Genomic DNA, 20,270 nt, shown 5'->3' with positions numbered 1-20,270 from the left:
CGATGGCGACCACAAGCCTCCCGGCATCCCTCGTTCCCGCCCCGCGCGCACCCGGTGCGCTGCCCGGCGTGGGCCACCTGCGGCAGTTGCTTGTCGACCCCACCCGGTTCCTGGCCCGGCTGCCGTCCTACGGCGACCTGGTGGAGATCCGGCTCGGTCTGCGCCCCACCTACGTGGTCTGCAGTCCCGAACTGGTCTCCGAGATCCTGGTGCGCCGCCATCGCGACTTCGACAAGGGCGGCCCCTTCTTCGACAACATCTCCGAGTTCTTCGGAGACGGCCTGGCGACCTGCCCCAACGCCAAGCACACCCGGCTGCGCCGCTTCACCCAGCCGGCCTTCCACCCGAGCAAACTGCCCGGGTACGCGGAGCTGGCCGGGCGCGAGATCACGGCTATCACCCAGGAGTGGCGTGAGGGACAGGTCCTGGACGTGCGCCGGCTGATGCAGGAACTGGCGATGCGGATCACCGTCTCGACGATGCTGGGGTCATGGTTCGCCGACACAGGTGCGGACGCCGACACGATCGGCCGCACCCTGGGTGACGTGGACGTCCTGGTCAGCGGCGCGTTCCTGCGTATGGTCGCGCCAGGCATCGCCCGCCTCCCGCTGCCGAACAACCGGCGCTACGTACAGGCCCGGGAGTCGTTGTACGCGCACATCGACGCGACGGTCGCCTCCTACCGCCGGGCCGGTACCGACCAGGGCGACCTGCTGTCCATGTTCCTCGCCGAGGACGGCGACGGAAACGCGCTGTCGGACACGGAAGTACGCGAGCAGGTGATGACCATGTTCATCGCCGGTATCAGTACGACGGCCGCGATGCTCGCCTGGACCTTGTACTACCTCTCGCTGGACGACGATCTCGACGCGGCCGTCGCGGCCGAGGCACAGCAGGTGTGCGGCGACGGCCTCGCCCGGCACGAGCACCTTCCGCAGCTGCCGGCCCTGATGGCCGTGGTGACCGAGGCCTTCCGGATCAGGCCCTCCGCGTGGCTGTTCAGCAGGACCACCGTCACGGACACGTCCTTGGGCACCTACCGGGTGCCCGACGGTGCCGACATCCTGATCAGTCCGTACATCATTCACCACCGGCCCGATCTCTTCCCCGAGCCCGACCGGTTCGACCCGGGGCGCTGGACCGGCGACGGACGCACGTGGGCCAAGGCCGAGCGGGCGATGGAGTTGGTGCCCTTCGGGACCGGGATCCGCAAGTGCATCGGACACGACTTCACCGTCATGAACGTCATGCTGTCCCTGGCGTCGATCCTGGCCGGCTGGAAGCTGACCCCCGCCACCTCCCGCCCGGTCACCCTCATCGGGCGCAGCATCATCGAACCCCGCAACCTCGACCTGCGGCTGCACCGCCGCCAGGTGTCCTAGCGGGGGAGTGCGCCGCTGTTCGCCGCGTCTACTCGAGCAGTGCGCGGTGGACAGCCCGCTCGATGGCGTCGGCCAGGTCGTCGGTCTGCCGTGCGGTGAACCAGTCCGCGGCCATGACCACAGTGATGTCGAGGCCCGCCGTGTCGTCCTGGCTGCCGGTGAGGAAGACCGAGGGCAGGGGGCCGGGGGGAAGGGCGCACCCGTCGATGGGGTCGGACCTCAGGTCCGGGGGAAGCTCCAGCGGCGGAGTCTTGGTCATCAGGTTGCTGACCAGGACGCTGATCGGAGCGTGCGCCACGTCGTCCATCAGCTCGGCGGTCGCGGCGATGGCCTTCTGCACCGTGTTGTTCAGGACGGCTTCGCGCAATTGCTCCAGTACGCGGCGTCCGAGGTCGACCGGATGGACGTCGGGCCCCACCTCGACCACGACCTCCGCTGCGGTGGCGGCCAGCACCATCTCGTGCGGGGGCATGGGCGGCCTGAGCCGCCGCCGGAGATCCAGTGTGGACAAGCACGTCATGGGGACGGTTTCGTCCGGGTGAGGCGACTGCGAGTGGACCGCGCGCAGGGCGATGCCGCAGGCCAGCGCGTGCAGACTCATGCGTGCCGCCTTGGCCCGGCGCGTCAGTTGGCCGACCGACCCGGCGGACAGCCGCACCTGCCGCCGGTGGACGCCGGCCTGCGCCGGCGTGCCGTGGCCGGCCGCGAGGGCGGGGATGCACGCGGGGCTGATGTCCCGCATCCGCGCCGAGCGGTCCCGGAGGAATTCGTCCAGCTCCTCGGCGGAGAAACGGGCGCGGAAATACTCCTCGACGGGGCGGGGCAACCCGGCGGTACGCGGCGGCAGCACAGGCGTACGGCCGGTGACGCGTTCGCTGTAGCTGCGCCACAGGGTGTGCAGCAGCGTCAGCGCACTGACGCCGTCGCTGATGGCGTGGTGCACCGACAGGGCCAACCGGTGGCGGTCCTCCGCCTCCTCGGTCACGACGGCCCTGAGCAGGGGCGTGTCGGGCGCGTAGGGCGCCCCGGCCTGTTCGATGCCGTCGGCCACACCGAGACGCGGGCCGGGCACCGACGGGTCCAGCCGCAGGACGTGGCCCTGGTCCACGGCCACGATCCGCGCGGACAGCACAGGGTGCAGGACGAGCAGATCCCCGAAGGCGGCCGCCAGCGCGTCGAGGTCGAGCCGGCCCCGCAGCCGCTGACTGAAACAGATCGGCGTACCGAACGAGGCGAAGGCCAACTCGCTGGCCGCGAGCGGGCGTTCCTCCACCACGGTGGCGTCGGGCACGATGATCTCCCTGCAGAGGCGGCGGGCCGGCGCCATGATGCTCGTGCACGGCCGCCGGTCACCGCAACGCGGTCCGCCCCGGTTCACTCCGTCGAGGTCTTCGCACGTCAACGGCGTCGGGCATGGTTCAGCCGAACGACTCAAAGGGCCACTCCGACGGTGCCGTATCCCGCCGAACAGAGCCGGTCCGGTCCCGAACTGATCTAGACACGGTCCCGGACATCGGCCGCTGTTGACCCCACAGCCTGTGCGGAAGGAACCCATTCCCCATGAGCAGGACACGATCCGACTTCCGATTCGCGGACGCACCGGGCGCGTTGCCGGGCCTGGGGCACGCACTGCGGGTCTGGAGAGCGCCGTTGTCCTTCGTCTCCTCGCTGCCGAGCCAGGGGGATCTCGTACGCGTCCGACTCGGGCCGCAGCCCCTCTATGTGGTCTGCCATCCGGAACTGGTCGACCAGGTACTGCGGGACCCCCACACGTACCCCAAAGGGGGTCTGGGATACGCCCAGACACGCACGCTCCTCGGCGACGGCCTCTTCACGTGCTCGAACGCCAAGCACAAGCGGATCCGCCGGCTGCTCCAGCCACCGTTCCAGCGCACCCGCGTCGCCGATTACATCCCCGCCATGGTCGAGACGGCCGACGCGGTGACCGGGGCTTGGCGATCCGGCGTTCCGTGCGACGTGATGCGCGAGATGACGGCCGTGGCCGCGCTGATCGGCGTGCGCACGATGTTCGCCGCGGAGATCACGGAGCACTACCGCGACGAGACCCAGGCCTGCATCGGGGAGATCATCGGCGGGATCCACCACGAGGTGCTCACCTCCGCGCTCGGAGTGCGGTGGCTGTTCCCCCACCGCACCCGCCGCTTCCATCGGACGCTGACCAGGTACGAGCAGATCATCGACGAAGTGATCCTCGCCTACCGCCGCTCCGGCGAGGATCACGCGGACATCCTCTCCATGCTCATGGCGGCACGTGATGACGCAGGGGAGCCGATGAGCGACCGCGAGGTGCGCGACAACGTCATCACCATGTTCACCGCGGCGACAGCGGCGGGCCGTGCCAGCGCCATGGCGTGGGCCCTGCACCTGCTCGACCGCCACCCGGACATCGCCCGTCGTGTCCAGCACGAGATCGACTCCGTCCTGGGAGGCGATCCACCGGACGATGCGGCGCTCCGACGCCTGGAACTCACCCGGCACGTCGTCCTGGAGACATTGCGGCTTTATCCGCACGGCTGGCTCATCCCCCGCACCGTCGCCACACCCGTCGAACTGGCCGGGCAGATCCTGCCACCCGGTACCAGCCTGTTCGTCAGCCCGTACCAGCTGCACCGCCAACCGCGTCTCTTTCCCGACCCCGAGCGGTTCGACCCCGACCGGTGGGCAACCGAAGCCCCCGGCCCCCGCGAGGCGTACATCCCGTTCGGCAACGGCTCCCGCAAGTGCCTCGGAGAAGCCTTCGCGCTCACCGAGATCGTCGTCATCCTCGCCCGGGTTCTCCAGAGCTGGACCCTGGACGGGCAAGCCGCCTCCTCGCGCCCCGTGCTCCCCCGCGTCAACGCGCTGCTGGAGGCCCCGCCCCTGGTGATGACGCCTCAGCTGCGGGGCTCCCGGTCATGACCGCTCCACTCACCTCCGCCGCAACCGCCCTCAGTGCGCGGGACGTTCACAAGGCATACGGCAGACACGTCGTACTGGCAGGCGTCGACCTCACCATCCGCTCCGGGGAGATGGTCGGCATCGTCGGGGAGAACGGCGCCGGCAAAAGCACCCTCCTGCGCATCCTGTGCGGAGACCTGCGGCCGGACAAGGGCAGCGTCACGATCCACGGCACCCTCGGCCACTGCCCCCAACACCCCGTTCTCAACAACGCCCTTACGCCGTTCCAGCACCTGAGCCTGTTCCAGGAGGCCTTCGGCCTCCGGAACCTGGACCACGCCCACGAGCTGATCGACCGGCTCGCCTTCGCCGACCACCTGCACCGTCCCGTCAAAGTCCTCAGCGGCGGAACACGGCAGAAGCTCAACCTCGTCCTCGCCCTCATGCACGATCCCGACGTGGTACTGCTCGACGAGCCCTACCAGGGCTTCGACTGGCAGACCTACCTGGCCTTCTGGGACCTCGCCGCCGCCCGCCGCGCGGCCGGGCGCACCACCGTCGTCATCTCCCACCTCGCCTACGACCTCGACCGCCTGGACTCCGTCATCCAACTCACCGACAAAGTGGCCGTCCTGACCAAGGGAGCCGACCGGTGAGGGCCTATCGCATCGCGGCCCGCCACAACCTGGCCGAACTCGCCAAGAACACGCTCGCCGCCCTCCTGCTGGCCGTCCTCATCCCCGTGTGGATCCTCGCCGCGCCACAGGTCTTCGCACCCGCCTCGCTGACCTTCCGGCTACGCGCCACCGGCCGGACGCTCACCGCCGCGACGGACCACGTGGGCCTGATCCACGGTTGCCTCGGCGTGGTCATGCTCCTGATGGCCTTCCTCACCTTCAGCGCCGCCCGCCAGGCTGCCCCCTTCGACCACAGGCTCATCGCGGCCGGCTACCCGCGCACTCCGCTCCTGCTGGCCAAGGCCACCTCGCTGCTCTCGGCCGCCGCGCTCGTCGCCCTGTACACCACCGTATGGACACTGGCCGTATGGTCGCCCCGCCACCCGGAGTTCCTCTGTCTCGGGCTCTTCACCGCATGCCTGGTCTACGGAGCGCTCGGCCTCGTCCTCGCCCTCTTCCTGCCCGGTGAACTCGAAGGCATGGTCGTCATCTTCGTCACCAGCAACCTCGACCTGCTCCCACAAAGCCCCCTGGTCAACCCCGATCCGCACGGTTTCCTGGGCCCCTTGCTCCCGATGTACGGCCCCATGCAGACCTGCCTCGCCGCCGGCCTTGCCCCCTCGACCCCGCTCCGCCCCGTCATCGCAAGCCTCTCGTGGACCGGTGCCCTCACCCTCATCGCCCTCCTCGCCTTCTGGACCCGAACCCGCAGGCGGCGGCAGCCCCGTGACACTTCACGCTGGGTTCTATGCGGCGGCTGACCCACGAAAAGGCGCGGCGACTGGCGCGACCCGGAAGCGGGGTCCTGAACGACCGCGTCGGGGCATAAGTGAGGCTGAGATCATCCGTCAGGGCATCCATCTCGCGGCCATGGCGAACCGGGTCTGGGACGAGCCGTTGTTCTCGCGCACCTTCGAGGGGCCGGGTCGTACGCCGTCCAAGGGCGAGGTCCGCGAGACGGTCGCCGACGCGGTCCGCCGTGAGTCGGACCCCGGAACCGCCGCGTGATCATCGTCATCGCGGACACGTCCGGACTCCTGGCCGCCCTGGATTCGGCTCACCCTGAGCACGGGGCGGCGAGCGAGACGATCATGGCGGCCGGTCTCCTGGTCATGTCACCACTTCTGCTGGCCGAACTCGATCACGTAGCCACACGCGAACTCGGGCGGGAGGCCGCCCTCGGCACGGTCGACGACATCCGGCGCTGGATGGGCCGGGGCCGCGTCGTCATGCCGGAGATCACGGAGGGCCAGCGGGTGACGAGAATCGAACTCGCACTCTCAGCTTGGGAAGCGACGGAGCTTGGGCGAGGACGTCGCTTCTGACCTGCGGATAAGTGCTCCACGGTAGCGGTGGGACCCTGCGTGGAGGCACTCCTGCCGACCGTGGCTGTCCGCCGTGAAGGGCACGCCGTGGGCACGACGCTGCTGAGCAGTCTCGCCAGGGGTCTGGGTGGCGCTCTCTTCCATGCGCTGTTGCGCGGCTTCGCACTCCCGAAACGGGGCGGCCGAGGTACGAGCCAGGGCGGACAGTGTGCTCGTCGACCTCTTGTGCGGTCATGCCTTCAGTCGCCCCGCTGCACGAACCGGCGCGTGACGCTCAGCCGGTGTGCGGTCATCCGGCGTTCGCCGGGGCGATTTTCTTGTTGAATCGGAACAGGTTGTCCGGGTCCCAGGTGGCCTTGACCGCGGGCAGGCGCTGGTGCTTGGCCGCGCTGCCGTGGACGCCGCTGCGCCACGCGTCGCCCAGGTCGTCGGTGAGGTTGGTGTAGCCGCTGGTCAGCGACTGGGGGCGCATCGCCTCGCCGATGGTCGTGTGCTGGGGCCGGGGCGAGCGTGCCCGCCGGCACGGTCAGCACGCGATGAACCCGCTCGCCACCGCCCTGCTCGGCGACCAGACCCGACACACCGGCCTGGCCCGCAGTGCCTACTACCGCTGGTTCACCGACCCGGCCCGGCCGAGCGCTTGGTGTCGCTTTCGCTCTGCGCAGGTACCAGTGCACGGGGTGTCCGGGGCGCGTCCGCCGTTCTTCCGGAACCCGCGCCCCGAGCGATGCGTCGCCACAGCCGTCCCAGAGCCCGGTAGAAGCGGTCCGGCAGGAACACGGCGTCGGCGATGATCATCGCGCCGGAGAAGAGAGGCAGTCCCATGAGTACCGCGATACCCAGGTGCATGCCCAACAGCATGGTCAGGACCGGGTACTTGAGCCGCCCGAACAGAACGAACGGGAAGGCGACCTGCAACAGCACCGTCATGTAGCAGGCGATGGCGATCAGTAGGTCGTGCTCGTCCACCATGAGGGAGAGTCCGGGCCAGGGCCGGAACAGGTCGAGATTCAGGACGTAGTGGAGGGCGGTCCCGTTGCCCCAGGATCCGCCCTGCACCTTGTACAGACCCGCGGACCCGTAGAGGAAGCAGACCTGGGCCGCGATGACGAACATCCCGCAGTTGTGCAGCACGGAGGTCAGGGTCTGCCGGGAAGCGCGGAGGTGATGCCGGAGCCCACCCGCCATCGGGTCCACCGACGGGCGCGCCGTACCACCCGCGCATGCGCGAAGCCGGGTTCTGCGTGCGTCCAGGGACCAGCGACGGCCGCATGCGGTGAGGACGAGGTAGACGGCCATGAGGAGGATGAGGTTGTCTCCTCCGTCGGTCATGAAGATCGACCTGCTGTGGAACGACGCGACCACGACCGCGAACAGCACCGACACCGCTCTGGTCCGCCAGCCGAGGGCGAACAGTGCCGATGTGACGACGGCCAGTGCGTAACAGGCCTCGAAGTAGGCCCGGTTGTCGGACAGGGTGAGAACGCTGATCCATCCCGTCTGGTCGAACAGTTGCCTCGCCAGCTCCGGCGTCCACGGTGATCCCGGACCCCAGATCTCGTCGCGGTGCGAAAACTCGCGCAGCAGGAAGACGAGGTAGGCAAACCCGTATCCGATGCGCAGGACAGCCGCGGCGTACAGGGAGACCGGCCGCTCGGTCAGGACGTCGAGGGCCGCACGAACACGGTCGGGTACGCGGTGCTGCGCGCCCGCCCCCGCCCCCGCCCTCTCGGCGGTACGAGGGCGCGATGCGGGTAGCTGCTCAGTTTCCATGGGAGTCCACCTCCACCTTCCACCAGGGCAGATACCGCGTATCGGCCGCCTTCGGCGCGACTGCGGCCGCGCCCGCGCCGCCGGCCGGGGCGGGCGCGGCGATGGGCAGGGTGACCACCCGTAGCTGGATGGACTCGAAGCTCCCGCCACGATGGGCGGCGACGCGATCCGACGCGATGTTGGTCAGGTACTGCTGGGTCATCAGCGCCCGCTGCGAGTGCGGCTGGTCGTCGCCGACGTGGTTCTCGAGGTAGGAACTCCAGGCCCGCCGCAGCATGTTCTGCGCCGTATGACTCGGGAAGGGGTTGTGCTTCACCGCGGAATCGTCCACGGCGGTCAGATCGAACCAGCCGCTCACCTGCGCGGTTCCGTCCGGGGCGGTGTGCATGGTCCTCGCCGAGATCTGCCGGTTGACGGACTCCGGATCCGGGGCGAAAAGTCGCCAGTTCTGTTCGAACAGCGGGAAGACCCACGCGTTGACTTGCCGGCTGTACTGCTGGGAGAGCGGGTTCGGGGGCGCCACGTGCAGAAACACCAGGAGCACATGGATCAGGGCCGTCGCCAGGCAGAGAAACACGGCAGTACTCGTCACCGCTTGCAGGAAGACCGGCGGAGGCTGCGACTGTTCCGCGGATCTTTCCGCGGACTGTTCCACGGACTGTTCCACGGATTGTTCCGCGGACTGTTCCGCGGATTGTTGAGGGAATTCGTCCGCAGATTCATCCGCATCAGTCGATGCGGTGCCATCCAGCACGGCCCCACCCGGCCTTTCGATCCCGGCTTCTCTCACTGCTTCTCCTGGGCTTTCGGCGGCGGCGGCGCGCGACGGAATCGACAACGATCCGCCGCGTGCCGCCCGTCCCGTCGGGGACGTATGCACGACTCAGTGACGAACGCTGCCGTAGTCGTCGTCCTTGCCGGGTTTGTTGCCGTACTCGCTGTAACCGCCGTGCTCTTCGGGCTTCCCGCCGTGATCGTGGTGACCCGGCTTTTCCGGCTTCCCGTGGTCGTGGCCTTCGGGCTTGCCCGGATACTCGCCATGGTCGTGTCCGGTCCCGCCGATCACGCCGCCGTGGACACCGCCCGTGGCGGCGCCCGTGGCCCCGTTCGTCGAAGCGCCCGCGACGAGGCCGCCGAGCGCTCCGCCCGAGGTGCCGCCCGTCGACAGGACACCGCCGAGGAGACCACCCAGGACGCCACCGGTTCCGCCGCCCGTCGGCACGCCGCCGATGGCGCCGACCGTGCTGGTGCCACCGCTCGTGCTGGTGCCACCGCTTGTGCTGGTGCCACCGCTCGAAGCCCCGGCGACCAGACCGCCGGTGACCAGACCGGTCGTGGTCCCACCAGTGCCCCCGGTCGCGCACGGCCCCTGGAAGATCCTGTTGCTGTCCAGCGTCACGGCGCCGTCACCGCGCAGGCCCGCATCGGCCAGCAGCCGGCCGTTGATGGTCGCCCCCGTGGTGGCGGTGATCGAGGTGTCGGCCAGGATGGTGCCCACGAACGTGGAGTTGGTACCGAGCGTGGCCGAGCTGCCGACCTTCCAGTACACATTGCACGGCGAGGCGCCGTTGATGAAGCTCACTGTGCTGGCGGATGCCGTCGTCAGCGTCGAACCGATCTGGAACACCCAGACGGCACTGGAGTTGCCCTGGGCGTCCAGGGTCAGTGTGCCGGTGATCCCGGCGGAGCTGTTCGCCCTGTAGAGGCCCGGCGTCAGCGTCTGGCCACCGAACTCGTGGGGAGCGTCGTTGTAGATCGCGTCCGTCAGAGTCTGTCCGGCGGCCTGGTTGTACGCCGTATTCAGGTCGGTCTTGGCTTGGCCCGCGACGGCATCGGCAGAGTGCAGAACCCCGGGCGGGGTCACAATGCCGGGCCCTCCGTCGGACGTCTGGAACCCGGTGATGGCCGTCCCGGGGCTTACGCCGACGTTGAGACCGTTGACCACCGTGGGACCGGTGTTGGTGACTGTGGCGCCGGCCAGTACTCCGAAACTGGCTGCCGTGCCCAGAGGCACAGGGCTGGCAACAGCGCTTGCGCGTGTCGGCGTCATCGCGAGGACGACGGCGGCGATTACCACCGCCGTCACCGCCGCGATCCATACCGACATTGTGCGCCGTGGAGGCGCGTCAGGGATATTCAGCGTCATCGAGGGGGCCAACTCCTTTGAGAGGATGATCTTGGAGATTCCCGGCCACGCAGAATCTGATTCTGCGGCTGGCATATTACGTAGGAAGATGGCCCGGTTACGGCTTCTCCCGGCGCTTTCGCTGGAATGGGAGAATGCGGCGCGTAATCTGCACAAATGATTAATGGGCTGAATGGCGCTGCTGTTTATCCGGCTCGATGACGGGCGAGCCGCCCACGATTTCCTGGCAGGCCGGTCCAACAGGCGGGCGCCATACGGCGGGCCGGGCGGCGGGATACGGAGGCCGGCGGTCGGCCTCGGTCTTTGCTCGAACGCGGAAAGGCCCGCCCCCAGTCACTCGGCGAACGGGTGCGCCGAGCGACACGCCCTGGGTCTGCTGCCCCACACCCCGCTGGCAACCCGCTGGCACGCCTCCCGGCACGAACGACGCAGACCTCACGCCCCGCGGCAACCTGGCCGCCCTCGCCGCACCGCCGATCCCGGCATGCCTGTCGGCCGGTCGCAGTTCCGGGCCGGGGGGCCGGAGCTGACAAGTTCCTCACACCTCTCCTTCAGCCTGACGATCATGGCTTCATCAACTCGTCGTCTGTCCGGACGCCTGTGCCGTCGTGTCCCGGCCGGGAATCGACAAGCGACCACCTCTGCAACCCTCGGCGCGAGCCGTCTCGGGATACCGGCCGCCGGCCTGGCCCTGCTCGTCACGCTCACCGGATGCGGCCGAACGGGGACGGGTGTCAGGACGGCCGACGACGGCCGGCCGGTGACCGTGGGTGCGCACGACGGATCGGCCACCGTGTCCGCCGCTCCCAGCACGACCCAGGCCAGGCCCGGGCAGGCGTCCTCGAACAGCGCCGGCCCCGCGCGGCTGCCGGGCCTGGGGCCCCGGACGCTGGCCGAGATCCCCGGCAACGCACGCCAGGTCGTCCTGGTCACCGGCCGAGGCAAGAACTCCTCGACCTCGCGGGTGGTGCTGTACCGGCGCACCGGCACGGGCTGGGAGCCGGGAGCCACCTGGCCGGCCCACAACGCTCTCAAAGGCTGGACGGACGACCATCACGTCGGCGATCTCCGCTCGCCCATCGGCGTGTTCGCCCTCACCGACGCGGGCGGACTACTGCCCGACCCCGGCACCAAGCTGCCGTACGACCACGGGCGCGGGTTCACCATCAACGGCACTGGCTTCGAAGGCGAGCCGCTCGCGGGCTCCTTCGACTACGTCGTAGCGATCAACTACAACCACAAGCCCGGAACGACGCCCCTCGACTGGACCCGCCCGCTCGGCGCGGACAAGGGCGGCGGTATCTGGCTGCACGTCGACCACGGCGGCCCCACGCACGCCTGCGTGAGCGTGGCACAGCAGCACATGAAGGAGCTGCTGCGTACCCTCGACCCCGCCCAGCACCCGGTGATCGTCATGGGCGACGCCGCCTCCCTCGAACGCTGACGGGAGCGGTGGGAGACGAAGAAGAGCGCCCCGCCCCTTCCGACAGTGGTGTGGCGCAGGCCACAGGAACCGGGCCGGGGCGGCGGAGAGTAAAGAGTGTGAGCCATACAGAACCAGCGGAATCGTTGCGTGCGCGCATACGGGCAGGGGACCGCGCGGCGTTCGCCGACCTGTACGACCAGTACGCGCGGGCTGTCTACAACCATGCCCTGCGGCTGACCGGCAACTGGTCGGAGGCCGAGGAGGCGATGTCCGAGACCTTCCTCGCCGCCTGGCGCACCCGGGAATCGGTGGAGCCGGAGGGCGGCTCACTCAAGCCGTGGCTGCTCGGCATCGCCACGCACAAGGCGCACAACGCCAACCGCGGCCTGCGCCGGCGGCTCGCCTTCCTGGCGCGCAGCCCCGAACCCCGCCCGGTCGAGGACTTCGCGGACGAGACGGCCGGCCGGATCGACGACGCCCGCCGCCTCGCGGTGGTCCACGACGCCCTGCGCCAACTGCGGCGCCAGGACCGGGAGGTGCTCGCCCTGTGCGTGGCGTCCGGGCTGGACTACCAGCAGGCCGCCGAGGCGCTCGGCGTCCCGGTCGGCACCGTGCGGTCGCGGCTCTCGCGCGCCCGGGCGCGACTGGCCCGGCTCAGCTCCGGCCGACTCCGGGGCCTGAAAGCGGAACTGCCGGGCGTCCGCGGAGAGATGGAGAGTGAGGCCGCGTTCGCGGCCCTGTTCCTGCAGGAGGAAACCCGATGAACGCCGACAACCTGCCCCGCGCCGGGTCCGCCCGGAGTGAGACGGAGGAACTGCTGGCATCGGCCGAATGGGACCTCTCGCCGAGCCGTCATCTCCGTTACAAGGAAGCCCTGATGCAGCAGATCGACCGCGACCACGCCCCCTCCGCCCAGACGTCCCCGGCACCGCGCCGCCGCCGACTCCCGCGCCCGGTCCTGGTGTTGCCGGCTGTGTCGATGGCCCTGGCCGGGGCGCTGGTCATCACCTTCTCCGGCGGCGGCCACAGCTCCGCCCCGGCGGCCGGTTCCACCACCGCACCCGCCAAGGCGACCAGCGCCTCCGTCACCCTCGACCGGATCGCCGCCGCGGCGATGGAGACCGACGCGACGCCGGTGAAGGACGGCCAGTTCGTGTACGTCGAGAGCGTGACCCGCGAGAACACCGGCACCTTCGACGGCCCCGTGCGGCTCGGCGGCCTGCACACGCGGGAAGTCTGGACGTCGCAGAGCTCCGACCCCGTCGTCAGGACGGGGTGGATGCGCGATACGGGGAAGGACGCCGTGATGCCCGGCGAGGAGCTCCCCATCGAGTCCACCGACCCCGTTTCGCCGGGCATCGATCACCCCACGTACAAGTGGCTGGCCTCGCTGCCCACAGACCCCGACGCCCTGCTCAAGTTGCTCTACTCCCAGACCAGGGTGGAGAAGGGTGATGCGAAGGACCAGGCCGTCTTCGGGACGATCGGCGACCTGCTGAGCTCGACGATCATGCCGCCGGAGACCGCCTCCGCGCTCTACAAGGCCGTCGAGAGGATTCCCGGTGTGACCCAGATCCCCGACGCCGTCGACGCCGCCGGCCGGCACGGCATCGGCATCACCCGCGAGGACGCCGGATCCGCGACCCGGGACGTGTGGATCTTCGACGCGCACACGTTCGCCTACCTCGGCTCGCGGTCGTACATGACCAAGGACAAGGCCAAGGCCAAGGGCGCCACGGCCGACACGCTGTACGGCATCGACGCCGTCATGAAGCGTGCGGTCGTCGACCGTCACGGCGAGGAACCCGCCAAGACCGACGGCTGACCCCGGCCGCACAGACGGGGACAGGGGCCTGATCCGCTCGGCGGATCAGGCCCCTGTGCGGTGGGGGGACTGGGAATCACTCGTGCATGTGGGAAAGAGCGTGTCCCAACGGCCTGAGAAGAACGGGGAATCACCCGAGAAGATGCAAGAACAACGAGATGCCGTACGACGCTTCACACGGACACTCGCCTTGCGGCCCGCGATCGAGTTGCAGCCGGCGACCGAGGACGAACCATACGGATGGGCTCAACCGCCCGACCGGGCTGATGAGTTCAGGGCGGACACCCCCGCCGTGCCGTGTGTGGTGATCTCCCTCGCCCGGGAGCGGAGCGGTCGGCTGCTGAGGGAGGCGCGCAGAACGCAGTTGCTGCCACCGTTGGTCAACCCCTGGGGGACGCTGCCCGCGTACGGCGAGCTCCTGACCCGACGACCGCGCCCGCTGGCCGTCCTCGACGTGCCGGACGAGGGATGTGCGGATGAACTGGGGCAGCGCGTCGGCATTCTGCAGCGGCTGGCCCCGGTGACGGTCCTCGCACCCGAAGGCACCTGTCCCGCGGGGCTGCTCGAAGCGGGCGCCACCAACGTCCTGCCCCGCGGCATGCCGGTCGAGGAGCTGGCTGCCCGGCTGATGGCGGACCAGCGGTGGGTCGCCAGGGCGGCACGCGAGCCCCTGTCGCGGAAGCAGAAGCCGACTCCGATGCCGCCCGGGCCGCTTCCCGAGCACGCTTCGCAGAGAGTCCTTCTGACGCTCGTCCTCGCCGATCCACGACCCTGGTGCTGCCATGATCTGACGCTTCTCCTGGGCTCGGCCGAACAGCCCCTGACCAGGGCCGCCCTCCGTGCACGCATGCCGAGGCTGGAACCGCACCTCGGCCGCCTCGGCCTGGCCCTGCGCAGGACCGGAGGCTGGGGCCGCTTCTCCTACCTGGTCGTACCCTCGCCCGAGCTGACCCCGGCGTTATGCCACGCGGCCTGAGGCCACACGACGACGAAGGGTTCTGATCGGTTGTGGAGACCCATCCGGGCGAGATCATGATGAAGGGCACCCCGGCCGGGGCCGTCGGCACGCCGGACGCCATCGCGCATGCCGTGGTCTGGCTGGCCAGTGACGAAGCGGCCTTCGTGCACGGAACAGTGGTGGACGTCGACGGGGGCAGGACAGGGGTCGCCGTCATCGCCGTGTAGCGCGCGGACCCTGAGCCTTCCCGTCTCCGCTGCGTGCTTGCCGTGGCATCGGCAGCTCACGCGGCCCTCGGATCGGACGGGAAAACAAGCAAGGCCCGGGTCTTCGACCTGGCCTTCTCCATGGAGCGGGTGACGAGAACCGAACTCGCACTCTCGGCTTGGCAAGCGACGGCGCTTGGGCGGTCACATGGCTGCTGACCTGTGTGGATTCTTCGTGCCGAAGCCTTTGCATGGGCCCGATCACACCGCTGTCGACCGTGGTTGTCCGCTCTTACGGGCAGGCCCTTCATCTGCTCGGCCGACCGCGGAGTACACGAGACACGGACGTTGGCGGTGCCGGCCGTGCGGCTCACTCGGTGCCGGCGGGACGGTGGGCGACGGCGCCCGGGAAGAGGGCTGCGCCCACGTGCCTGGTGTCGGCGTATTCGATGACGGAGGCGATCTTGCCGTCGCGGATCGTATAGATGCCGATGCAGCGATTGTCGTAGGTGCCGCCGTACACGGTCGTGGCCTTGGAGGTCCATTCGGCCACCACGCGGTCGCCCTCGGCGATCGTGCTGACCAGTTCGATCTCCATGGTGCCGGGGACCAGGACCGGTCCCATGCTGCCGAGGAAGTCGTTGATGATCTCGTCGCGGCCGTGCCACACCTTGGATATGGGCAGGTCGCCCGGGTAGTGCCAGGTCGCGTCTTCGGAGAAGCTGTCGTGGATGACGTCGGCGTCGCCGTCGCGGACGGCCTCGACGTAGCGGATGACGACGGCCCTGGGGTCGCTGGTGGTCATGGGTGTGCTCCTTCGGTTGTTCTTGCGTCCGGTCGTCCGGGCGTGGATCAGGACAGGGTGAGGACGGCCTTGCCGCGGATGCGGCGGTCGCGCAGGTCGGTGATGGTGGTCGCGGTGTCGGCCCAGTCCGTGACGCGGCCGATCTCGGGGTGCAGGCGGCCTTCGGCGGTCAGCCGGACGAGCGCCGTCAGGTCGTCGTCGAGGCGGCTGTCCGCGTCGAGGTAGTGGAAATGGCGGACGACAGCCGATTCGGGTCCGCTGAAGAAGTCGAAGAAGTCGAGCGTTGCCGGTGTGCGGCTGGCCTGCCCGAACCAGATCAGCGTGCCGCGCTTGGCGAGCCGCGCGAGTGCGAGGGAGAGAGTCTCTCCGCCGGTCGACTCCAGCACGATGTCGTAAGGACCTTGAGCGGCGGTGACGTTGTGGACGATCTCGGTGGCGCCGAGTTCGGTGAGCCGGGCGCCGCGATCGACGTTCCTGGTCACAGCGGTGACCTGGGCCCCGGCGGCGGCCGCGAGTTCCGTGACGAAGTGGCCCACGCCTCCGGAGGCACCGGTCAGCAGGATCCGCCGTCCCAGCACCGGTCCGGCAGCGCGCAGCAGCCGCAGCGCGGTGAGCCCGGCCAGCGGCAGCGCCGCGCCCTGAAGCACGGAGACGTTGTCCGGCAGCTCGGCGAGCGCGTCGGTCGGCACAGCCACGTACTCTGCCCAGCCGCCTTCCATGGGGTGGCCGACGACCCGGGTGACCCCGGACGGTCCGCTGCCGTCGGCGGCCGACTGCACCACCAGCCCCGCGATGTCCTTGCCCGGGCGGTCGCCGGAGGCGGGCTTTTCCAGCTTGAACGTCTCACCCCGATTGACCGAGAACGCTTCGACCTTCACCAGAGCCTCGTTGGGGCGTGGTGTCGGCTCCGGGACATCGGCGAGCACGACCGGCTCGGCGGGATCTCCGGTCGGTATGAAGGCCTTCATAGTGGTCATCTCCTCGGTGGTCCTCGGTGGTGTCTTCTGGGACCATTCGGCCGGGTGGAGGGGCGGCTCTGCCAACAACGAAGCTTCCTGGCCGACAACTTGGGGTTGTCGCATAAGGTCAGCAGCATGGACCTCGACCTCGCACTGGTCCGGGCTTTTGTCGCGACCGCCCGGACGTTGCACTTCGGGCGGGCCGCCGACGAGCTGAACACCAGCCAGCAGGCGCTGTCCAAGCGCATCGCGCGGCTGGAGAAGCTGCTGGCGGTGCGGCTGTTCGAGCGCCAGGGCGGCACCCGGCTGAGCGAGGCGGGGGAGCGGTTCCTGCCGGCCGCGCGTGAGGCGCTGATGGCGGGCGAGCGCGCGATCGCGGCGGTGACGGGCGCCGGTTCGGTCGTACGGATCGACACCTGGGGGCATCTGTACGCGCCGATGCGCACTGTTGCCGACGCGGTTCAGGAGCTCGGCCCGGTGCGGTGGGAGCCGAGCCCAGGACGTGACTGGCCGTCAGTAGCAGGGGCGTTGCTGCGCGGCGACACGGACCTGGGATTCGGCCGGGTGCACCCATTGCCCGACGGCCGGGATGCGGGACTCACCCAGCGGCTGGTGCGGCTGGAACCCGTCGATGCGGTGGTCAGCCCGTCTCACCCGCTGGCCGGCGCCCACGCGCTGCGCCCGGCCGACCTGCGCGACAGCGTGTTGTGGTGCCCGGCCGAACTGAGTCGGCTGGACTTCCTGCGCCGCTTCGCCGACGAATTCCGGATCACTCGGTGGCACGATGGCCCCAATCTGGGCCTGGACCACCTTGTGCAGCACCTCCGCACCGAGCCCGACGGCTTCACCCTCTTCCCCGCCGACGCGCCGCTGCCGGACCCCACGCGCCTGCGCTGCATACCGCTCGTCGAGCCGACACCGCTGTACGCGTGGTCGCTGGCCTGGCGCGAGTCCTCCCGCCATCCCATGCTCGACACCTTGCTACGAGGCTTCACCGAGGCCGGCCGTAGCCGACGCTGGCTGGACTACACGCCGCAGCGTGACTGGCTCCCCGACATCGACCATCCGAAACTTGCGGTTCGTCAGGCCCTCCAGCTGTCGCGGACAAGCTCGTAACGTGCGGCGCGGCTCCGGCGGAGGCTTGGGCTTGGGGGAGCTGTCGGGTCAGGAAGCACATCCCGGCGTGTCCACGGCAGTCGATCGGTGCCGCATCGGGTCGAGGCGAGGATCGCGCAGCTGGCGTCGTCTCGGCCGGCGAGATCTTCGACGCCCCCGGCTCCCTCCGGAGGCGTTCCGGCGGTCGTCGGTGTGGATGTACGTGGTACCGGAGGTGCCGGCGACCGTGATGATGTCGTTGGTCTGGCTGCCGTGTGTGTGCCGTCTGCGGCTGGATGCCGGTTTTGAGACCAGAGTTATCGGTTTCTGGACAGATGCGGTGGCCACTCTTTACAGATGCAGGCGGCACTAATCGAAAATGATCGGAAGCCTGAGGTCCGGATCACTGCTCGGTGCGACTGACCACACCGCTCACGTTCAGGACCTCGTGACATCCCTGCGACCGGCGGCCGGTGGCCGGAGTGCCCGGCTTCGCGCAGGTGACTTCGATGGTCACGGTGTTGTTCGCGGGGATCTTGATGGGGGTGACCCAGTGGTAGTCCTGGTTGCGGAAGGTTTCCAGGGCGATCGTGGTGATCTTGCGGTCGCCGAAGCTGATCGTCATCACCCCTTCATCACCCTGGAAGTTGGCGACGACGATGTCCGTCACACCGAAGACGCTCTTCTCGGGCACCTTGTAGGTACCGGTTTTGGTCTCCCCGCTGGAGCTCTTCAGGTCGATGGTCGCCGAGCTCTGCTGACCGTCGCCGACCGTGGTGCCGCCCCCGGTCGAGGTGCCGTCGCCGCCCGCTCCGGAACCCTGACCCTGACCCTGACCGTCGGGCGAGGCGCTCGCGCCGCCGGAACCGTTGCCGGGTGTCTGCCCGTTGCCGCCCTGTTCTCCTGGGGGCGTGGGGCGCGGCTGGACCGCCTCGTTGGCCGCCTCCTTCGCGGCGCTGCGCACCGCCGGGCGGACCAGCATGAACCAGGCGAGCAGCAGCGCGAGCAGTGCCGCGAGCACGGCGAGCAGCCACTTCGGGAAGACGGGGATCTGGACGAACTCCGCGTCCAGCGGCGGCCGGTCGGGGGTCTCGTCCGGCTGGGTCTCGTCCTGGTCACCGGTCTCGGCGGTGGCCAGGGTGAACGGCCACACCACCGGGGAGCCGAACCACACGGGCTTGCCCGTACGGACCCGCAGCCCGACCTCGACCGACTCGCCGGGCTCCAGCTTCGGCTCGGCCGGGTTGAAGGCGAACGCCAGCTCCTCGCCCGCCTGGCCGGGGGTGAAGCCCACCTGCACCGGGGTGTTGCCCTGGTTGCGCACCGCAAGCTTGTAGCGGCCGCGCAGCCAGCCGCGCCGGCGGCGCGGGGCCAGCTCGGTCTGCAGCTCGTGGAACTCCTCGATGTGCACGGTGGTTTCGGGAACCTGTACCGCATCGGGGTGCTCGGTCGGCAGGACCCGTACGCCCAGGGGCAGCTCACCGGCGCGTATCTCCGGGGAGCGCGGCGGCTCCAGACGGATCGTCACCGTCTCGGAGGTGCCGGGATAGAGGGAGACCCTTGGGGGTTCCACGGTGGCCCAGGAGGCGCAGTCCCCGACGACCTCCAGGCTGTACGCCTCGACGATGTCGCTGTCGTTGCGGACGGTCAGACTGGTCGTGGCGGTGCTGCCGGGGGCCACCGTCACGGCCGGGATGTCGAGGCTGGGCGCACCGGGGCCGTAAGAGGCTGCAGAAGGCGTCACGCCACCACGGTAGGAGCGCGCCCGCGCCGCCACGAGGGATGCGAGGGCAACACGCGGGCAGTGGTGATGCCTTCGAAGCCAAAGTCAACTCCCTTACGCTTGTGAACGGTTGATGTGGCCCGCCGCCGTGCCCGCGCCGTGCCCACTCCGTTTCACGGCGATCGCCGTGCCGCTCCGCGTCCCAGCTCCCCCCCCACGCACTCATGAATCAGGTGGTAACCCCGCCATGTCCTGTTCGGACGAGAACAACTCGGCCATATCCGCCTCCACGGCGGACATGCCCACGTATCGCACCTCCGGCTCCGACCGTCCGGACCGGGTGAGTGTGGCCGTCTACGCCGCCGATCCGGTCCTGCGCGTCGGCGTCGTCCAGCAGTTGCGCCAGCGCCCCGAGATCGACCTGCTCGACGACGCGGACGTGGAGCGCGCCCAGGCGTCGCTGGTGGTCGTGGACCGCGTCGACGACGATGTGGCAGCCCTGCTGCACCGGCTGCGGCACAACACCGAGACCCGCGCGGGTCTCGTGGTCGGCACCCTCGGGTCCGGTGCGCTGCAACGCGTCATCGAGTGCGGCGTCTCCGCGGTGCTGCGGCGCGCCGAGGCCGACCAGGACCGGCTCCTCCACCTGGTCCTGGCGATCGCCAACGGCGAGGGAGTGCTGCCCGGCGACCTGCTCGGCACACTGCTCAGCCACGTGGGCAGCCTCCAGCGCTCGGCGCTCGACCCGCGGGGCCTGTCCCTGTCCACGCTGACCACCCGCGAGGCGGACATGCTGCGCCTGGTGTCGGAGGGCCTGGACACCTCGGAGATCGCCCGCAAGACCGCGTACTCCGAACGGACCGTCAAGAACGTCCTGCACGAGATCATCACCCGGCTGCAGCTCCGTAATCGCGCCCACGCGGTGGGGTATGCGCTGCGCAACGGGTTGATTTGACCTGCGGGCCGGTGGGGGCTGGTCGCGCCCCGCGGCGGAGCCGCAAATCGATACAGCCCCGCGCCCCTTCGGGGCGCTGCCCTAAAGCACACCGTGCGCTGCCCCGGGATACGTCCC

The 20,270-nt window shown here is 69.6% G+C and carries 18 protein-coding genes and 3 pseudogenes; 13 read left to right on the top strand and 8 right to left on the bottom strand.

Annotated features, from left to right (window positions below; all coding sequences use genetic code 11):
• Nucleotides 1–2: 2 nt before the first annotated feature.
• A complete protein-coding gene (locus OIC96_RS23150) occupies nt 3–1,382 on the top strand; it encodes a cytochrome P450 (protein WP_330305995.1) in 1,380 nt (459 codons plus the stop codon).
• A 28-nt stretch (nt 1,383–1,410) separates the two neighbouring features.
• On the opposite strand, the gene OIC96_RS23145 is transcribed toward OIC96_RS23150, so the two are convergent.
• Nucleotides 1,411–2,673: a phthiocerol/phthiodiolone dimycocerosyl transferase family protein gene (locus tag OIC96_RS23145; protein WP_330305996.1), complete on the bottom strand. Its 1,263-nt coding sequence runs from the start codon at nt 2,671–2,673 to the stop codon at nt 1,411–1,413.
• 269 nt (nt 2,674–2,942) lie between these two features.
• On the opposite strand from OIC96_RS23145, the gene OIC96_RS23140 reads away from it, so the two are divergent.
• The 5 genes and pseudogenes from OIC96_RS23140 to OIC96_RS23120 all read left to right on the top strand — a co-directional run.
• Nucleotides 2,943–4,301: a cytochrome P450 gene (locus OIC96_RS23140; RefSeq protein WP_330305997.1), complete on the top strand. Its 1,359-nt coding sequence runs from the start codon at nt 2,943–2,945 to the stop codon at nt 4,299–4,301.
• Entirely contained in the window at nt 4,298–4,936 is a 639-nt protein-coding gene (locus OIC96_RS23135; RefSeq protein ID WP_330305998.1) for an ABC transporter ATP-binding protein, read from the top strand. Before OIC96_RS23140 ends, OIC96_RS23135 begins: the two co-directional genes overlap by 4 nt.
• Complete coding sequence (locus OIC96_RS23130) at nt 4,933–5,718, top strand: hypothetical protein (protein WP_330305999.1); 786 nt, start codon at nt 4,933–4,935, stop codon at nt 5,716–5,718. Before OIC96_RS23135 ends, OIC96_RS23130 begins: the two co-directional genes overlap by 4 nt.
• A gap of 55 nt (nt 5,719–5,773) precedes the next feature.
• A pseudogene (locus tag OIC96_RS23125) lies at nt 5,774–5,965 on the top strand (hypothetical protein); the annotation flags it as partial.
• Nucleotides 5,962–6,204: pseudogene (locus tag OIC96_RS23120) on the top strand (PIN domain-containing protein); the annotation flags it as partial. The pseudogenes OIC96_RS23125 and OIC96_RS23120, both read left to right, overlap by 4 nt.
• A gap of 367 nt (nt 6,205–6,571) precedes the next feature.
• Here the strand turns inward: OIC96_RS23120 and OIC96_RS23115 are convergent.
• The 4 genes from OIC96_RS23115 to OIC96_RS23095 all read right to left on the bottom strand — a co-directional run bounded on the left by OIC96_RS23115 (nt 6,572) and on the right by OIC96_RS23095 (nt 10,141).
• A complete protein-coding gene (locus OIC96_RS23115; protein WP_330306000.1) occupies nt 6,572–6,754 on the bottom strand; it encodes a BBE domain-containing protein in 183 nt (60 codons plus the stop codon).
• A 143-nt stretch (nt 6,755–6,897) separates the two neighbouring features.
• Nucleotides 6,898–8,055 (bottom strand): HTTM domain-containing protein, encoded by a 1,158-nt coding sequence (locus OIC96_RS23105; RefSeq protein ID WP_330306001.1) that lies wholly within the window; start codon nt 8,053–8,055, stop codon nt 6,898–6,900.
• Nucleotides 8,045–8,845: a DUF5819 family protein gene (locus tag OIC96_RS23100; protein ID WP_330306002.1), complete on the bottom strand. Its 801-nt coding sequence runs from the start codon at nt 8,843–8,845 to the stop codon at nt 8,045–8,047. The genes OIC96_RS23105 and OIC96_RS23100 overlap by 11 nt, the downstream gene beginning before the upstream one ends.
• A 93-nt stretch (nt 8,846–8,938) precedes the next feature.
• Nucleotides 8,939–10,141: an ice-binding family protein gene (locus OIC96_RS23095; protein ID WP_330306003.1), complete on the bottom strand. Its 1,203-nt coding sequence runs from the start codon at nt 10,139–10,141 to the stop codon at nt 8,939–8,941.
• A 625-nt stretch (nt 10,142–10,766) separates the two neighbouring features.
• Here OIC96_RS23095 and OIC96_RS23090 point away from each other — a divergent pair.
• The 5 genes and pseudogenes from OIC96_RS23090 to OIC96_RS23070 all read left to right on the top strand — a co-directional run.
• Nucleotides 10,767–11,645, top strand: coding sequence for a L,D-transpeptidase family protein (locus OIC96_RS23090; RefSeq protein WP_330306004.1), 879 nt, complete (start codon nt 10,767–10,769; stop codon nt 11,643–11,645).
• Nucleotides 11,646–11,770: 125 nt separating this feature from the next.
• Nucleotides 11,771–12,391 (top strand): RNA polymerase sigma factor, encoded by a 621-nt coding sequence (locus OIC96_RS23085; RefSeq protein ID WP_330306005.1) that lies wholly within the window; start codon nt 11,771–11,773, stop codon nt 12,389–12,391.
• A complete protein-coding gene (locus OIC96_RS23080; protein WP_330306006.1) occupies nt 12,388–13,452 on the top strand; it encodes a CU044_5270 family protein in 1,065 nt (354 codons plus the stop codon). The genes OIC96_RS23085 and OIC96_RS23080 overlap by 4 nt, the downstream gene beginning before the upstream one ends.
• Nucleotides 13,453–13,594: 142 nt before the next feature.
• Nucleotides 13,595–14,428, top strand: a complete 834-nt coding sequence (locus OIC96_RS23075; RefSeq protein WP_330306007.1) for a hypothetical protein — start codon at nt 13,595–13,597, stop codon at nt 14,426–14,428.
• A gap of 35 nt (nt 14,429–14,463) precedes the next feature.
• A pseudogene (locus tag OIC96_RS23070) lies at nt 14,464–14,637 on the top strand (SDR family oxidoreductase); the annotation flags it as partial.
• 349 nt (nt 14,638–14,986) lie between these two features.
• Here OIC96_RS23070 and OIC96_RS23065 read toward each other — a convergent pair.
• A complete protein-coding gene (locus OIC96_RS23065; protein ID WP_330306008.1) occupies nt 14,987–15,421 on the bottom strand; it encodes a nuclear transport factor 2 family protein in 435 nt (144 codons plus the stop codon).
• Nucleotides 15,422–15,468: 47 nt separating this feature from the next.
• Nucleotides 15,469–16,389, bottom strand: a complete 921-nt coding sequence (locus OIC96_RS23060) for a zinc-binding dehydrogenase (RefSeq protein ID WP_330310207.1) — start codon at nt 16,387–16,389, stop codon at nt 15,469–15,471.
• A gap of 126 nt (nt 16,390–16,515) precedes the next feature.
• Here OIC96_RS23060 and OIC96_RS23055 point away from each other — a divergent pair, with 126 nt between their 5' ends.
• Entirely contained in the window at nt 16,516–17,496 is a 981-nt protein-coding gene (locus tag OIC96_RS23055; protein ID WP_330306009.1) for a LysR family transcriptional regulator, read from the top strand.
• Nucleotides 17,497–17,878: 382 nt separating this feature from the next.
• Here the strand turns inward: OIC96_RS23055 and OIC96_RS23050 are convergent, their stop codons facing one another.
• The gene (locus OIC96_RS23050) at nt 17,879–19,219 is read right to left on the bottom strand and encodes a COG1470 family protein (protein WP_330306010.1); all 1,341 of its coding nucleotides are present in this window, start codon (nt 19,217–19,219) and stop codon (nt 17,879–17,881) included.
• 277 nt (nt 19,220–19,496) lie between these two features.
• Here OIC96_RS23050 and OIC96_RS23045 point away from each other — a divergent pair, with 277 nt between their 5' ends.
• Complete coding sequence (locus OIC96_RS23045) at nt 19,497–20,153, top strand: helix-turn-helix transcriptional regulator (RefSeq protein ID WP_330310208.1); 657 nt, start codon at nt 19,497–19,499, stop codon at nt 20,151–20,153.
• Nucleotides 20,154–20,270: the final 117 nt, after the last annotated feature.

It is taken from the genome of Streptomyces sp. NBC_00775 (assembly GCF_036347135.1).
Classification (GTDB): domain Bacteria; phylum Actinomycetota; class Actinomycetes; order Streptomycetales; family Streptomycetaceae; genus Streptomyces; species Streptomyces lutosisoli.
This window is presented reverse-complemented; position numbering and strand designations above follow the sequence as displayed.

Excerpts from the sequence above, each read along its gene's own strand:
- OIC96_RS23060 (WP_330310207.1), bottom strand. The coding sequence starts at position 16,389 with ATGAAGGCCTTCATACCGACCGGAGATCCCGCCGAGCCGGTCGTGCTC.
- OIC96_RS23080 (WP_330306006.1), top strand. The coding sequence starts at position 12,388 with ATGAACGCCGACAACCTGCCCCGCGCCGGGTCCGCCCGGAGTGAGACG.
- OIC96_RS23090 (WP_330306004.1), top strand. The coding sequence starts at position 10,767 with ATGGCTTCATCAACTCGTCGTCTGTCCGGACGCCTGTGCCGTCGTGTC.
- OIC96_RS23055 (WP_330306009.1), top strand. The coding sequence starts at position 16,516 with ATGGACCTCGACCTCGCACTGGTCCGGGCTTTTGTCGCGACCGCCCGG.
- OIC96_RS23075 (WP_330306007.1), top strand. The coding sequence starts at position 13,595 with ATGCAAGAACAACGAGATGCCGTACGACGCTTCACACGGACACTCGCC.
- OIC96_RS23140 (WP_330305997.1), top strand. The coding sequence starts at position 2,943 with ATGAGCAGGACACGATCCGACTTCCGATTCGCGGACGCACCGGGCGCG.
- OIC96_RS23135 (WP_330305998.1), top strand. The coding sequence starts at position 4,298 with ATGACCGCTCCACTCACCTCCGCCGCAACCGCCCTCAGTGCGCGGGAC.
- OIC96_RS23065 (WP_330306008.1), bottom strand. The coding sequence starts at position 15,421 with ATGACCACCAGCGACCCCAGGGCCGTCGTCATCCGCTACGTCGAGGCC.
- OIC96_RS23150 (WP_330305995.1), top strand. The coding sequence starts at position 3 with ATGGCGACCACAAGCCTCCCGGCATCCCTCGTTCCCGCCCCGCGCGCA.
- OIC96_RS23105 (WP_330306001.1), bottom strand. The coding sequence starts at position 8,055 with ATGGAAACTGAGCAGCTACCCGCATCGCGCCCTCGTACCGCCGAGAGG.
- OIC96_RS23045 (WP_330310208.1), top strand. The coding sequence starts at position 19,497 with ATGCCCACGTATCGCACCTCCGGCTCCGACCGTCCGGACCGGGTGAGT.
- OIC96_RS23115 (WP_330306000.1), bottom strand. The coding sequence starts at position 6,754 with ATGCGCCCCCAGTCGCTGACCAGCGGCTACACCAACCTCACCGACGAC.